14 protein-coding genes are annotated in these 14,111 nt (G+C 61.8%); 9 read left to right on the top strand and 5 right to left on the bottom strand.

The features are described from left to right. Positions 1-18: 18 nt before the first annotated feature. Together DM807_RS04020 and DM807_RS04015 are read right to left on the bottom strand one after the other, a co-directional pair. A complete protein-coding gene (locus tag DM807_RS04020; RefSeq protein WP_012269897.1) occupies positions 19-432 on the bottom strand; it encodes a PA0061/PA0062 family lipoprotein in 414 nt (137 codons plus the stop codon). Positions 433-487: 55 nt separating this feature from the next. Continuing rightward, positions 488-901 carry a PA0061/PA0062 family lipoprotein gene (locus DM807_RS04015; RefSeq protein WP_012269898.1) on the bottom strand — a complete coding sequence of 138 codons (414 nt, stop codon included), beginning with the start codon at positions 899-901 and terminating at the stop codon, positions 488-490. An 85-nt stretch (positions 902-986) separates the two neighbouring features. Between DM807_RS04015 and DM807_RS04010 the strand changes: the two genes are divergently transcribed. Then, positions 987-2,060: an aminopeptidase gene (locus DM807_RS04010; protein ID WP_179027069.1), complete on the top strand. Its 1,074-nt coding sequence runs from the start codon at positions 987-989 to the stop codon at positions 2,058-2,060. 33 nt (positions 2,061-2,093) lie between these two features. Here the strand turns inward: DM807_RS04010 and DM807_RS04005 are convergent, their stop codons facing one another. Continuing rightward, complete coding sequence (locus DM807_RS04005) at positions 2,094-2,744, bottom strand: HAD family hydrolase (protein WP_041166626.1); 651 nt, start codon at positions 2,742-2,744, stop codon at positions 2,094-2,096. A 20-nt stretch (positions 2,745-2,764) separates the two neighbouring features. After that, positions 2,765-3,313: a gamma carbonic anhydrase family protein gene (locus DM807_RS04000; RefSeq protein WP_012269901.1), complete on the bottom strand. Its 549-nt coding sequence runs from the start codon at positions 3,311-3,313 to the stop codon at positions 2,765-2,767. Positions 3,314-3,415: 102 nt separating this feature from the next. Between DM807_RS04000 and prlC the strand changes: the two genes are divergently transcribed. From prlC to DM807_RS03975, 5 genes are all read left to right on the top strand, one after another. Continuing rightward, positions 3,416-5,467 carry an oligopeptidase A gene (gene prlC, locus DM807_RS03995; protein WP_247861714.1) on the top strand — a complete coding sequence of 684 codons (2,052 nt, stop codon included), beginning with the start codon at positions 3,416-3,418 and terminating at the stop codon, positions 5,465-5,467. After that, on the top strand, positions 5,464-5,745 hold the full coding sequence (locus tag DM807_RS03990) for a YheV family putative zinc ribbon protein (protein WP_012269903.1): 282 nt from the start codon (positions 5,464-5,466) through the stop codon (positions 5,743-5,745). The genes prlC and DM807_RS03990 overlap by 4 nt, the downstream gene beginning before the upstream one ends. A gap of 80 nt (positions 5,746-5,825) precedes the next feature. Then, on the top strand, positions 5,826-6,884 hold the full coding sequence (locus tag DM807_RS03985; RefSeq protein WP_012269904.1) for a PA0069 family radical SAM protein: 1,059 nt from the start codon (positions 5,826-5,828) through the stop codon (positions 6,882-6,884). A gap of 292 nt (positions 6,885-7,176) precedes the next feature. Continuing rightward, on the top strand, positions 7,177-7,896 hold the full coding sequence (locus DM807_RS03980) for a carbonic anhydrase (protein WP_012269905.1): 720 nt from the start codon (positions 7,177-7,179) through the stop codon (positions 7,894-7,896). A gap of 192 nt (positions 7,897-8,088) precedes the next feature. Beyond that, the gene (locus DM807_RS03975) at positions 8,089-9,621 is read left to right on the top strand and encodes a SulP family inorganic anion transporter (protein WP_060494170.1); all 1,533 of its coding nucleotides are present in this window, start codon (positions 8,089-8,091) and stop codon (positions 9,619-9,621) included. 133 nt (positions 9,622-9,754) lie between these two features. Here the strand turns inward: DM807_RS03975 and DM807_RS03970 are convergent, their stop codons facing one another. Beyond that, on the bottom strand, positions 9,755-10,396 hold the full coding sequence (locus DM807_RS03970; protein WP_012269907.1) for a hypothetical protein: 642 nt from the start codon (positions 10,394-10,396) through the stop codon (positions 9,755-9,757). A 369-nt stretch (positions 10,397-10,765) separates the two neighbouring features. On the opposite strand from DM807_RS03970, the gene coxB reads away from it, so the two are divergent. The 3 genes from coxB to DM807_RS03955 are packed head-to-tail and all read left to right on the top strand — an operon-like array spanning position 10,766 to position 14,103. Next, the gene (gene coxB / locus DM807_RS03965; protein WP_179027068.1) at positions 10,766-11,893 is read left to right on the top strand and encodes a cytochrome c oxidase subunit II; all 1,128 of its coding nucleotides are present in this window, start codon (positions 10,766-10,768) and stop codon (positions 11,891-11,893) included. 43 nt (positions 11,894-11,936) lie between these two features. Then, positions 11,937-13,526, top strand: coding sequence for a cytochrome c oxidase subunit I (gene ctaD, locus DM807_RS03960; RefSeq protein WP_012269909.1), 1,590 nt, complete (start codon positions 11,937-11,939; stop codon positions 13,524-13,526). 10 nt (positions 13,527-13,536) lie between these two features. Then, entirely contained in the window at positions 13,537-14,103 is a 567-nt protein-coding gene (locus DM807_RS03955) for a cytochrome c oxidase assembly protein (protein WP_012269910.1), read from the top strand. Positions 14,104-14,111: the final 8 nt, after the last annotated feature.

Here is a 14,111-nt window from a genome sequence, read left to right as displayed (position 1 = left end):
TGCAAAGCAGCCCCAGCATCATGGAATGCAGAACACGTTGCTAGGCTCGTTCACCACCACCTTGCGGCTGGCGTCATACAGCAGCACTTGCGGCTCCATCACCGGCGCACGCGCCTCCAGGCGATAGCGCTCGCCGGCCTTGAAGTCATCAAAGCGCACGGTCAGGTAGCAGGTACGGTCCCTGGGTTCGGACATGATGCCGCCCGAGTAGATTTCATAATCGAAGCGCACCACCAACTCGTGCTTGCCCGGCGTTACCTGGAAATAGCGGCCATCATCCAGGCGCTTGCCGTCGAGGCGGTCGGCCATGATCACTCGGCCGGGGGTCATGGTGTAGAGGTCGACCCAGGCCTGCTTGGGGTCGACGGGCGGCAAGGGGCTGGCGCAAGCCCCCAGTGCACTGAGGGCGATCAGCATCATGGGCTGGCGCATGGCAAAACTCCCACTTGCGATTTACACGTTACAAGCATAGCGCCGATTGTACGCTTCAGGTGCGTTGGCAGCCTGCGGGCAAGCCTTGGCCGACCATTTTTTGCTGGTCGTCGTAAAGCTTGATCCAGGGGCGGAAGCCGATACTGCCCGCGTGCAGCTGATAGCGCTGGCCGGCGCCGAAGTCCTTGAAGGTCAGCTTGACCTGGCAATCGCGCCACAGCGGTTCGCTGACCGGGCCGATATTGCTGGGGGTAACCGGGAACTGGTAGCGCACGGTCAGCTCGTGGCTGCCGGGTTGTACTTCGAAATAGCGGCTGTCGGCCCAGTCACGCTCATCTACCTGCAGGGCGTCCAGCGAGGTGTTGTCGTAGGGCGTGAGGTCGATCCAGGCCTGGTTCGGGTCTGGGTCTGGCAACGTCGAACAGGCGGAAATCATTAACAGTGAGCCGGCGACCAACAATGCACGCATGGCGAAACTCCCCCTTGGCGAGATAGTCTTGGAGCGAATCAGCCTTGAGCGAGTCAGACAGTCCCGGATGCTTCGACTTTTTCTTATGCAGCGCTCAGGCCCTGGGGCACTCGACCGCGTTTTCACCCGTTTGGTTCCGCTGCTGGCGGCGCTTCTGCTGAACGGTTGCACCAGCGCGGCCTACTACGGGCAGTTGGCAGAGGGGCAGTGGCAACTGCTGCGTGCGCGCCAGCCAGTAGAGCAGGTGGTGGCTGACCCTGCTACCCCCGCGCCATTGCGCGCGCACTTGCAACAGGCCGAACGGGCGCGGGTGTTTGCCAGCCAGCAATTGAAACTGCCGGATAACCGCAGCTATCGGGTTTACGCCGACCTTGGCCGCCCTTACGTGGTGTGGAATGTGTTCGCCACGCCCGAGTTGTCGTTGCAACCGGTGACGCACTGTTTTCCGATTGCAGGGTGTGTGGCGTACCGCGGCTACTACCAGCAAGGCGCGGCGCGCGGCGCGGCGGCGCTGATGCGCCAGGACGGCCTGGATGTGTACGTGGGGGGTGTGGAAGCTTATTCGACCCTGGGCTGGTTCGATGACCCGATCCTGTCCTCGATGGTGGGCTGGGGCGATGAGCGCTTGGCGACGTTGATTTTCCATGAGCTGGCCCACCAGCGCTTTTATGTGCAGGACGACACCGAATTCAACGAGTCGTTTGCCTCGTTCGTCGAGCAGGAAGGCACGCGGCAATGGCGTGCGGCGCGTGGGTTGGCTGCCGGTGGCGAGGCGCAGGGGCAGCAGCGTGACCAGTTCATTCGGCTGGTGCTGGCCAGTCGTGAGCGGTTGCAGGCGATTTATGCCGGGCCTTTGGACGATGCGCACAAGCGGCTGGCCAAACGGGCGGAGTTCGATCGGCTGAGGCAGGAGTATCGGCGGTTGCGAGATGGCCAATGGGGCGGGGACAAGCGCTATGACGCCTGGGTGTATGGGCCGATGAACAATGCCAAGTTGTTACCGTTCGGGCTTTATGACCAGTGGGTGCCGGCGTTTACGGCGGTGTTTCGTGAGGTTGGCGGAGATTGGGCCAGGTTTTACCAGCGGGTCGAGCAACTGGGGCGGTTGCCGATTGATGAACGGAAGGCCGCATTGCAGGGGTTGATGGTTAGCCAGTGAGATTTTGGGGCCGCTTTGCGGCCCCAGTGGCCCTTAACCCTTGCTGAAAGCCTGATGCAGCTCGGCTACCGTAGCGAAATGGAAAGCGGGCTCCTCCGCCATCAACTCTTCCTGGCTACCAAACCCATACCCCACCGCCACTGCCTGCAAGCCATTGCTGCGCGCGCCAATCAGGTCATGCTTGCGGTCACCGATCATCAGCGTCTGCGCCGGGTCCAGCCCTTCTTCATCGAGCAGGTGGCGAATCAGCTCGACCTTGTTGGTGCGCGTGCCGTCCAGCTCGCTGCCGTAGATCACCTTGAAGTGGTGGTCGAAGGCGAAGTGCCGGGCGATTTCCCGGGCAAATTCCCAAGGTTTGGAGGTGGCGATGTACAGCGTACGGCCCTGCCCGTTCAGGGTTTCAAGCAACGCCGGCACGCCTTCGAACACCAGGTTTTCGTACAACCCGGTTACGCGAAAGCGCTCCCGGTAGAAATTCACCGCATCCCAGGCCTTGGCTTCGTCGAAGCTGTAGAACTGCATGAAAGCCTGAAGCAGGGGCGGGCCGATGAAGTGCTCGAGGCGGGCCAGGTCCGGTTCGTCGATACCCAGCTTGGCCAGGGCGTACTGGATCGAGCGGGTGATGCCCAGGCGCGGGTCGGTCAGGGTGCCGTCGAGGTCGAAGAGGATATTTTGCTGATGCATGTTCGTCTCGGTAGTCGGGTTCATTCCGGTTGGTCGTAGCCTTCGGCCAGGTGCTGGTCCTTGAGCTTCACGTAGTTGCCGGCGCTGTAGGAGAAGAATGCGCGCTCCTTGTCGTTCAGCAGCCGGGCCTGTTTCACCGGGCTGCCCATGTACAGATAGCCGCTGACCAGGCGCTTGCCTGGCGGGACCAGGCTGCCGGCGCCGATGATCACTTCGTCCTCGACGATGGCGCCGTCCATGATGGTGCTGCCCATGCCGACCAGGATGCGGTTGCCCAGGGTACAGCCATGCAACATCACCTTGTGGCCGATGGTCACTTCGTCGCCGATGATCAGCGGGAAGCCGTCCGGGTTGAACGGGCCGGCGTGGGTGATATGCAGCACACTGCCATCCTGCACGCTGGTGCGCGCGCCGATGCGGATGCGGTGCATGTCGCCGCGTACCACGGTCAACGGCCAGACCGAGCTGTCTTCACCGATCTCCACGTCGCCCAGCACCACCGCCGAACGGTCGACGAAGGCCCTGGGCCCCACTTTCGGAGTGTGTTGCTGGAAGTTGCGAATGGCCATGATAGCGTCTCTCATCTGTGCCGATAGGCAGGCTGCCTGCTGCGGTCGGCGTCGATTGTAATTAAGATGGGGCAGTGTTTCTTCTGCCAAGGTATCCAAACCGTGACTGCGAACAACCCGCTTCTGCAATCCCACGATCTGCCGCCCTTCTCGCAAATTCGTGCCGAACACGTGTTGCCGGCGATCGAAGCGATCCTGGCCGACAACCGTAAAGCCATTGCCGAGATCCTCGAAAAGCAGGGCAAGAACCCCACCTGGGCCGGCCTGGTGCTGGCCATGGACGAACTGAACGACCGCCTGGGCGCCGCCTGGAGCCCGGTCAGCCACCTTAACGCGGTGTGCAACAGCGCGGAGCTGCGCGAGGCCTACGAGTCATGCCTGCCGGCGTTGAGCGCCTACTCTACCGAACTGGGCCAGAACCGTGCGCTGTTCGAAGCCTACCAGGCACTGATCGACAGCCCGGAAGCCGCCGGCTTCGACGTGGCGCAAAAGACTATCCTCGAGCATGCCCTGCGTGACTTCCGCCTGTCGGGTATCGACCTGCCGGCGGACAAGCAGCAGCGCTACGCCGAAGTGCAGAGCAAACTCAGCGAGCTGGGCAGCCGCTTCTCCAACCAGCTGCTCGATGCCACCCAGGCCTGGACCAAGCACGTTACCGATGAAGCCGCACTGGCCGGCCTGACCGACTCGGCCAAGGCGCAGATGGCCGCCGCTGCCCAAGCCAAGGGCCTCGACGGCTGGCTGATCACGTTGGAGTTCCCCAGCTACTACGCGGTGATGACCTACGCCAGCGACCGCGCCCTGCGCGAAGAGCTATACGCCGCTTACTGCACCCGCGCCTCGGACCAGGGCCCGAATGCCGGCCAGTTCGACAACGGTCCGGTGATGGGCGAAATCCTCGATCTGCGTCAGGAACTGGCCGAGCTGCTTGGCTACAAGAACTACGCCGAGCTGAGCCTGGCCACCAAGATGGCCGAGTCCAGCGACCAGGTGCTGAGCTTCCTGCGAGACCTGGCCAAGCGCTCCAAGCCGTTCGCCGCCCAGGACCTGCAACAGCTCAAGGCCTACGCCGCCGAACAAGGCTGCCCTGAACTGGCCAGCTGGGACACTGGCTACTTTGGCGAGAAGCTGCGCGAGCAGCGCTACAGCGTGTCGCAGGAAGCCCTGCGTGCCTATTTCCCGATCGACAAGGTGCTGGGCGGTCTGTTCAGCATCGTGCAGCGCCTGTACGGCATCGAAATCGCCGAACTCAAGGGCTTCGACAGCTGGCACCCAGACGTACGCTTGTTCGAGATCAAGGAAAACGGCCAGCACGTCGGCCGCTTCTTCTTCGACCTGTACGCCCGCGCCAACAAGCGTGGTGGCGCCTGGATGGATGGCGCCCGTGACCGTCGCCGCACGGCCGGCGGCCAGCTGCAGAGCCCGGTGGCCAACCTGGTGTGCAACTTCACCCCGGCTGCACCCGGCAAGCCGGCGCTGCTGACCCACGATGAAGTAACCACCCTGTTCCACGAGTTCGGCCACGGCCTGCACCACATGTTGACCCGCATCGAACACGCCGGGGTTTCCGGCATCAATGGCGTGGCCTGGGATGCGGTCGAACTGCCGAGCCAGTTCATGGAAAACTGGTGCTGGGAGCCGGAAGGCCTGGCACTGATCTCCGGGCACTACGAAACGGGTGCTGCCCTGCCCCAGGACCTGCTGGACAAGATGCTGGCGGCTAAAAACTTCCAGTCGGGCATGATGATGGTGCGCCAGCTGGAGTTTTCGCTGTTCGACTTCGAACTGCACGCCAGCCATGGCGACGGTCGCAGCGTGCTGCAGGTGCTCGAAGGCGTGCGCGACGAGGTATCGGTCATGCGCCCACCGGCGTATAACCGCTTCCCCAACAGCTTTGCGCATATTTTTGCGGGCGGTTACGCAGCGGGCTACTACAGCTACAAGTGGGCTGAAGTGCTGTCGGCCGACGCTTTCTCGCGTTTCGAAGAAGAAGGTGTTCTCAATGCCGAGACTGGCCGCGCCTTCCGCGAGGCGATCCTGGCCCGTGGTGGGTCGCGCGAGCCGATGGAGCTGTTCGTCGACTTCCGTGGCCGTGAGCCTTCCATCGATGCATTGCTGCGCCACAGTGGCCTCACCGAGGACGCTGCGGCATGAGTGAGGTTGCTGTGAACAAGACCAAGAAACGCTTTATTGCCGGGGCGGTATGCCCGGCATGCAGCGAGCCCGACAAGCTGATGATGTGGAATGAAGACGGCGTGCCGCACCGTGAGTGTGTGGCTTGCGGCTTTACCGACACCCTCAACGAACAGGGCCTGTCGGTGCCCAAGGAACTCGGCACGCGGGTCAACAACCTGGCACCCAAAGCCGCGCCGGCCAAGGTGCAGACGGTGCAGTTCTTCCCTAATCCGAAGCTGAAGAAACCGACAGAGTAAGTACTGGCTGTCGGATCAGAGGCGCTGGTGGATTCAAGGCAGGTACGATACTGTATGTAAATACAGTATAGGGGTTGGCCATGAATCCTCCAGCACCACTAAAGGGCCGTGGCACGGCACACAATCCGCACAACCGTTTTGCCCCCAGCCATTCGCTGGTAGAGGACGACGGCTGGTATCAGGAAGTGCCGCAGACCCAAGGCACCGAGGTGCGTAGCGAAACGGCGAAATCGGTTATCACCCGCAACACCTCGCCCGACCTGCCCTTCGACCGCTCCATCAACCCTTACCGCGGCTGCGAGCATGGCTGCATCTACTGCTATGCCCGCCCCTCCCATGCCTATTGGGACCTCTCCCCCGGCTTGGACTTCGAAACCAAGCTGATCGCCAAGACCAATGCCGCCGAAGTGCTCGCGCAACAGCTGAGCAAACCGGGTTACGTGTGCGCGCCAATCAATCTGGGTTCCAATACCGACCCGTACCAGCCGATCGAGCGGGAACAGATGCTGACCCGGCGTCTGCTGGAAGTGTTGCTGCGTTTTCGTCACCCGGTGACCATCGTGACCAAGGGCTCGCTGGTGTTGCGTGACCTCGATCTGCTGGCAGAGATGGCCCGCCAGCGCCTGGCACGGGTAATGATCAGCCTGACCACACTGGACGACGATCTCAAGCGGGTGCTGGAGCCACGGGCGGCGTCACCCAATGCCCGGTTGAGGGCCATCCGCGTGTTGCGCGAGGCGGGTGTGCCGGTAGGTGTGTTGTGTTCGCCGATGATTCCGATGATCAACGACAGTGAGCTGGAGCGCTTGCTGGAGGCTGCCAAGGACGCTGGCGCACAGAGTGCGGCCTACATGATGTTGCGCCTGCCGCTGGAAGTGGCGCCGTTGTTCGAGCAATGGCTGCAGGACCATTACCCGCAGCGGGCGGCGCATGTATTGAGCCTGATCCGCCAGAGCCGGGGGGGCGAGCTGTATGACAGCCGGTTTGGCACGCGCATGCGTGGCGAGGGTGTGTTTGCCGAGCTGCTGGGGCAGCGTTTTGCCAAGGCCATGAAGCGGCTGGAATTCGAAGGCCGGGAAGCGCAGGGGCTGGATTGCTCGGCCTTCTGTCCGCCGGGTGGGCAGATGGCCCTGTTCTGAAACCCAAGGGCACAATGCCAGCCCAGAATTTAACTAATCCCAGTTAATAAATGCGCTAATGCATCTTGGCAATTGATGTTTTTTTGCTATTATCCAAGTCCCGCCTTTTCTATCTGGAACACCCGTTCTAGAGCCTTCGAATTAAGTTTCAGTTAAGTTTTCCCCGCTAGCGTAGGAAATCAGTCCACACCGACTGTGATCTATGGCCTGTGCGTGTCATCTAAATCCCTGCATAGCCAGAATCTTTCACCGGTAAAATGGATTTACCTACACACCGTCAAGAGGATGAATCATGCCCGTCAAGGACCCATCCAAGGTCGTACCGCAGGTCCCCGCGGAAAGCGCCGATGCTGCCCTGAAGCACATCGTCGACGGCTTCCTGCGCTTTCACCATGATGTCTTCCCTGATCAGCAAGAGCTGTTCAAGAAGCTTGCCACCGCGCAAACACCGCGCGCCATGTTCATTACCTGTGCAGACTCGCGCATTGTCCCCGAGCTGATCACCCAGAGCTCGCCAGGCGACCTGTTCGTGACCCGTAACGTGGGCAACGTGGTACCGCCTTATGGCCAGATGAATGGCGGTGTTTCCAGCGCGATCGAGTACGCCGTACTTGCGCTGAAAGTGCACCACATCATCATTTGCGGTCACTCCGACTGTGGCGCCATGCGTGCTGTACTCAACCCGCACTCGCTGGACAAGATGCCGACAGTCGGGGCCTGGTTGCGCCATGCCGAAGTGGCTCGCACCGTGGTCGAGAACAACTGCTCGTGCGGCAGTGAACACGAAACGATGCAGGTGCTGACCAAGGAAAACGTCATCGCCCAGCTGCACCACCTGCGTACCCACCCTTCGGTGGCCTCGCGTCTGGCCGCTGGCCAGCTGTACATTCATGGCTGGGTCTACGACATTGAGACCAGCAGGATCGAAGCCTATGACGCCGCCAGCGACAGCTTCCTGCCCCTGGCCGCCGGCGAGCCGGTCCCCTGCGCCACTCCGAGAGGCCGCTACTAAGCGACCCATCCACCGCTAGAACCTTGATAGCCGGCTGCACCCTGTAGGGGTGTGGCGCGGCCTTCGGCTGCCTTGAAATCCCTGACTGCCCTGCCGGCAAACCCGCTGGCGGCCCGCGCCTGCGCGCTCGTCAGGGGCAAACGTGCCCACGGCCAGAGGAATGGCCGTGCGACTAGAGAAAGGAGAAACACGGTGAACATTACACAGTTGAAAGCGGCCCTGCCGCGTGAGTTGCTGGCGTCGGTGGTGGTCTTCCTGGTGGCGCTGCCATTGTGCATGGGCATTGCGATCGCCTCGGGTATGCCGCCGGCCAAAGGCCTGATTACCGGCATTATCGGCGGCATTGTCGTCGGTTTTCTGGCTGGATCACCGCTGCAGGTCAGTGGACCGGCCGCAGGCCTGGCAGTACTGGTGTTCGAGCTGGTGCGCCAACATGGCATGCCCATGCTTGGGCCGATCCTGCTGCTGGCCGGCCTGCTGCAGTTGCTGGCTGGGCGTTTGCGCCTGGGCTGCTGGTTCCGCGTCACCGCGCCGGCGGTGGTGTATGGCATGTTGGCGGGGATTGGGGTGCTGATCGTGCTGTCGCAGGTGCATGTGATGTTCGATACGGCGCCGCAGCCTTCCGGGTTGCAGAACCTGCTGACATTCCCGTCCACCGTTGCCGCAGCCCTGCCACAGGAACGCGCAGGCGCTGGCTGGATGGCCGGTGCGCTGGGCCTCGGCACCATCGCCATCATGTGGGGCTGGGAGCGCCTTCGGCCGCAGCGGCTGCGCTTCGTGCCGGGTGCCTTGCTCGGTGTGGCGAGCATGACCGCCATCAGCCTGTGGCTGGCCTTGCCGGTGAACCGCGTACAAGTGCCGGCAGACCTGTCCGAGGCCATTGACTGGATTCGCCCAGATGACCTGATGCAACTCGCCGACCCTACCCTGCTGGTCGCTGCCTTTGCCCTGGCGTTCATCGCCAGCGCCGAAACCTTGCTGTCGGCCGCAGCGGTTGACCGCATGCACAGTGGCCAGCGTTCGGACTTCGACCGCGAGCTGTCAGCCCAGGGCATCGGCAACATGCTTTGCGGGGCGCTGGGCGCTTTGCCGATGACCGGGGTAATCGTGCGCAGCTCGGCCAACGTGCAGGCGGGGGCGCAGACGCGGGCCTCCGCGATATTCCATGGCCTTTGGCTGTTGGCTTTCGTGGTGGCGCTGAGCAGCGTGCTGCAGCAGATTCCGGTGGCGAGCCTGGCGGGTGTGCTGGTGTACACCGGGGTCAAGCTGGTCGATTTCAAGGCGTTTCGTGGGCTGGGCCGTTATGGCCGCATGCCGATGTTCACCTATGCGGTGACGGCGCTGGCGATCATTTTCACCGACCTGCTGACCGGCGTGATGCTGGGTTTTGCCCTGACCCTGCTGAAGCTGGCGTTCAAGGCGGCGCGGCTGAAGATCAACCTGGTCAGCCTGGAGAAAGCTGGGCATATGGAGCTGCGGCTCAGTGGTGCGGCGACGTTCCTGAAGGTGCCGGCGCTGACCCAGGTGCTGGATACCGTACCGGCGGGCACTACGTTGCACGTGCCGTTGGGTAACCTGAGCTACATCGACCACTCGTGCCTTGAGTTGCTGGAAGACTGGAACCGCAGTAATGGGGCGAATGGGTCGCGGCTGCTGATCGAGCAGCGGCGGTTGAAGCGGCGGATCGAGGGGAGGTTGCGGACTACGGCGGGGATTGGGGCCTGAAGCTGAAAATCTCTGTTGTCTGAACTGGCCTCTTCGCGGGTAAACCCGCTCCCACAGGGTACTGCACAGCATTCAAAGCCTGTGCGGTCCCTGTGGGATCGGGCGTGCCCGCGAAGAGGCCGGTACAGGAGGATCAGGCCGGTTGGCCCAGCTCCACACCCAGCTGTCGCGACAGGCACGGCCAGCGCTTCCACGCCTCGCCAGTTGCAGGGCTGCTCAGCTTCTCGCGATAAGCCTCCACCGATTCCACCGCAAAGCTCTCGTCATCGAGCATTTCGTCAACCGAGTGATGCACCACCTCATCCAGCTGGTTGGCAAAGCTCTCGCCAATCAACTGGTGGGCAATCAGGTTGGCGACGGTGGTGTCGACCGGGATCAGCGGCTGCTGGAAGTGGCGGATGTACAGGTCATTCACTTCCTCCACCAGACGGTGTGCCAGGTAAGCCTCATCCAGCAGGCAGTCCAGGCCTACATGCCCTTGCATCACACTGGGCGGTTGCAGGAAGTAGGCTTCGGCAATTTTCAGTACCGGTTTGATCTGCGATTCGATCCCGGCTTCGCGGGCGACCTCATGCGCGGCCTCCAGCAATTCCGGAACCTGGTCGATGTAGGCGCTGACGAAGCGCGCCAAAGTACCCTGGGCGTCCTGCTCAGGCAGTTGGATCGAGGGGTGCAGGTGGGGCAGTTGCAGCTCGAGACGCTGTTTCAATTGGCCGGTCTGGCCTTCATGTTGATGGGCTTGGCTTACCTGCTCGCGTACAGCAGCGATGTTCATGACAACTCCAGGGACATTACGTTTCAAACGGAAGACACTAAATTAGCTCGGTATACAGAATACCTAAGACGTATTTGTTATAAATCCCGCAAACGTGTGCGCTCTCAGGCATATCGAAATGCCATTATTTCGCCACACCCTATCAACCTCGCGGTTTTCAGGCCATTTGCCTATTTCGTGAGGTTCATTTCACAGGCTTCATTGCGTGCCATTGGTCGCTGTCTATACTCCCGTTGAACGTGATTCGTTGATGAGGCCCGACTGCTTTTAGCAGGGGCTCGGTCGTCGAAGCCAGGCAGTCTTGACCGCCGTTCCCTCTTGCCGCAGGCCACGCCTCCGGGACAACAAGAATTAGAAGGGGAACCCGCAATGATGCGACATCCACATGTCTGGATGGGCCTCCTGTTGTGGTCGGTTTTTGGTCAGGCCAACGCCGCCTGGACCGTGAACATGCACCCAGGGGCGACGGAGGTCTCCAACGCCGTCTTCGACCTGCACATGACCATCTTCTGGATCTGCGTGATCATCGGCATCGTGGTGTTTGGCGCGATGTTCTGGTCGATGGTCATCCACCGCCGCGCCACCGGCCAGCAGGCCGCGCATTTCCACGAGCATACCTGGGTGGAAATCCTCTGGACCGTGGTGCCCTTCCTGATCCTGGTGGTCATGGCCATCCCGGCCACCAAGACCCTGATCGACATCTACGACGCCAGCGAGTCGGACATCGACATTCAGGTCACCGGCTACCAGTGGAAGTGGCACTACAAATACCTGGGCCAGGACGTGGAGTTCTTCAGCAACCTGGCCACGCCCGCCGATCAGATTCACAACAAAGCCCCCAAGGACGAGCATTACCTGCTTGAAGTCGATCAGCCGCTGGTGCTGCCGGTGGGTGCCAAGGTGCGTTTCCTGGTGACCGCTGCCGACGTCATTCACTCCTGGTGGGTGCCGGCCTTCGCGGTCAAGCGCGACGCCATCCCCGGCTTCGTCAACGAAGCCTGGACCCGTATCGAGAAGCCCGGCATCTACCGTGGCCAATGCACCGAGCTGTGCGGCAAGGACCACGGCTTCATGCCGGTGGTGGTCGAGGTCAAGTCCAAGGCCGATTACGACACCTGGCTAGGCGAGCGCAAGGCCGAAGCCGCCAAGCTCAAGGAGCTGACCAGCAAGGAATGGACCCTGGAAGAGCTGGTGGAACGTGGCGACAAGATCTACCACACCACCTGCGTGGCGTGTCACCAGGCTGAAGGCCAAGGCCTGCCGCCGATGTTCCCGGCACTCAAGGGCTCGAAGATCGCCACCGGGCCGAAGGAAGGCCACTTGAGCATTGTCTTCCACGGCAAGCCCGGCACGGCCATGGCGGCCTTCGGCAAGCAGCTGTCGGAAGTCGACATCGCCGCTGTGGTCACCTACGAGCGCAATGCCTGGGGCAACAACAAAGGCGACATGGTCACGCCGAAGGACGTGCTGGCGCTGAAGCAGGCAGAAGCCAAGTGAACCGGGTTACTCGCGGCAATCAATGGGTTGCAGGAGACAGGACATGAGTGCAGTGATCGACGACCACGCCCACGGCCATGAGCATGCACACGGCCCGGCCAAGGGCCTGATGCGCTGGGTGCTGACCACCAACCACAAGGACATCGGCACCATGTACCTGTGGTTCGCCTTCATGATGTTCCTGCTTGGTGGCTCGTTCGCCATGGTGATCCGCGCCGAGCTGTTCCAGCCGGGCTTGCAGATCGTTGAGCCGGCGTTCTTCAACCAGATGACCACCATGCATGGCCTGATCATGGTGTTCGGTGCAGTGATGCCGGCCTTCGTCGGGCTGGCCAACTGGATGATCCCATTGATGATCGGCGCGCCAGACATGGCCTTGCCGCGGATGAACAACTTCAGCTTCTGGCTGCTGCCGGCGGCCTTCCTGCTGCTGGTCTCGACCCTGTTCAGCCCGGGTGGCGGGCCTAACTTCGGCTGGACGTTCTACGCCCCGCTGTCTACCACCTATGCGCCAGCCAGCGTCACCTTCTTCATCTTCGCCATCCACCTGATGGGTATCAGCTCGATCATGGGGGCGATCAACGTGATCGCCACCATCCTCAACCTGCGTGCCCCAGGCATGACCCTGATGAAAATGCCGCTGTTCGTCTGGACGTGGCTGATTACCGCGTTCCTGCTGATTGCAGTGATGCCGGTACTGGCCGGCGTGGTGACCATGATGCTGATGGACATCCACTTCGGTACCAGCTTCTTCAGTGCCGCCGGTGGCGGTGACCCGGTGCTGTTCCAGCATGTGTTCTGGTTCTTCGGCCACCCCGAGGTGTACATCATGATCCTGCCGGCCTTCGGCGCGGTCAGCTCGATCATCCCGGCGTTTTCGCGCAAGCCGCTGTTCGGCTACACCTCGATGGTATATGCCACCGGCGCCATCGCCTTTCTGTCGTTCATCGTTTGGGCCCACCATATGTTCGTGGTTGGCATCCCGGTGGTCGGCGAGCTGTTCTTCATGTACGCCACCATGCTGATTGCCGTGCCCACCGGGGTGAAGGTGTTCAACTGGGTCAGCACCATGTGGGAAGGCTCGCTCACCTTCGAAACGCCAATGCTGTTCGCCATTGCCTTCGTCATCCTGTTCACCATCGGCGGTTTCTCCGGCCTGATGCTGGCGATTGCCCCGGCGGACTTCCAGTACCACGACACCTACTTCGTGGTGGCGCATTTCCACTACGTGTTGGTGCCAGGGGCAATTTTCGGCATCTTTGCATCGGCCTACTACTGGCTGCCGAAATGGACCGGCCACATGTACGACGAAACCCTCGGCAAGCTGCACTTCTGGCTGTCGTTCATCGGCATGAACATGGCCTTCTTCCCCATGCACTTCGTGGGGCTGGCCGGCATGCCGCGACGCATCCCGGACTACAACCTGCAGTTCGCCGACTTCAACATGGTGTCGTCGATCGGCGCCTTCATGTTTGGCGCCACGCAGATCTTCTTCCTGTTCATTGTCATCAAGTGCATACGTGGGGGCGCGCCGGCGCCTGCCAAGCCTTGGGATGGCGCTGAGGGCCTGGAATGGTCGATTCCTTCGCCTGCGCCCTACCACACCTTCCAGACACCCCCGGAAGTGAAATAGGAAATCAGCCATGAACGGCCTGTCGCTGAAACGCCTGGTAACGCGCCTGCTGATGCTGACGGTGGTGATGTTCGCCTTCGGTTTCGCCCTGGTGCCGATCTACGACGTGATGTGCAAGGCCTTTGGCATCAACGGCAAAACGGGTGGCCAGTACGAAGGTAGCCAGGTCAGCGACCCGACGCGTTCGGTGCGGGTGCAGTTCATGTCGACCAACGCCAGCGACATGGTCTGGGACTTCTATTCCACGGCCGATCAGCTGGAGGTGAACCCAGGGGCGGTGAACCAGATGATCTTCGTCGCGCATAACCCGACCGATCGGCCGATGAGCGCGCAGGCCATACCCAGCATCACCCCGGCCGAGGCCGCGGCGTACTTCCACAAGACCGAGTGCTTCTGCTTTACCCAGCAGGTGCTGCAGCCCGGCGAACGCATAGAGATGCCGGTGCGCTTCATCGTCGACCGCGATCTGCCGGCCAGCGTGAAGCACCTGACACTGGCCTACACCTTGTTCGACATCACCGCTCGCCACCCGCCGGTCGCGCATGTTGCGGCCCAGGACGTCCAGGGCGCCCGTTAAGGGAAGGA

Source organism: Pseudomonas hunanensis (genome assembly GCF_013393325.1).
Classification (GTDB): Bacteria; Pseudomonadota; Gammaproteobacteria; order Pseudomonadales; family Pseudomonadaceae; genus Aquipseudomonas; species Aquipseudomonas putida_P.
Note: the sequence above shows the minus strand (reverse complement) of the source record. Positions and strands in the feature narration are given on the sequence as shown.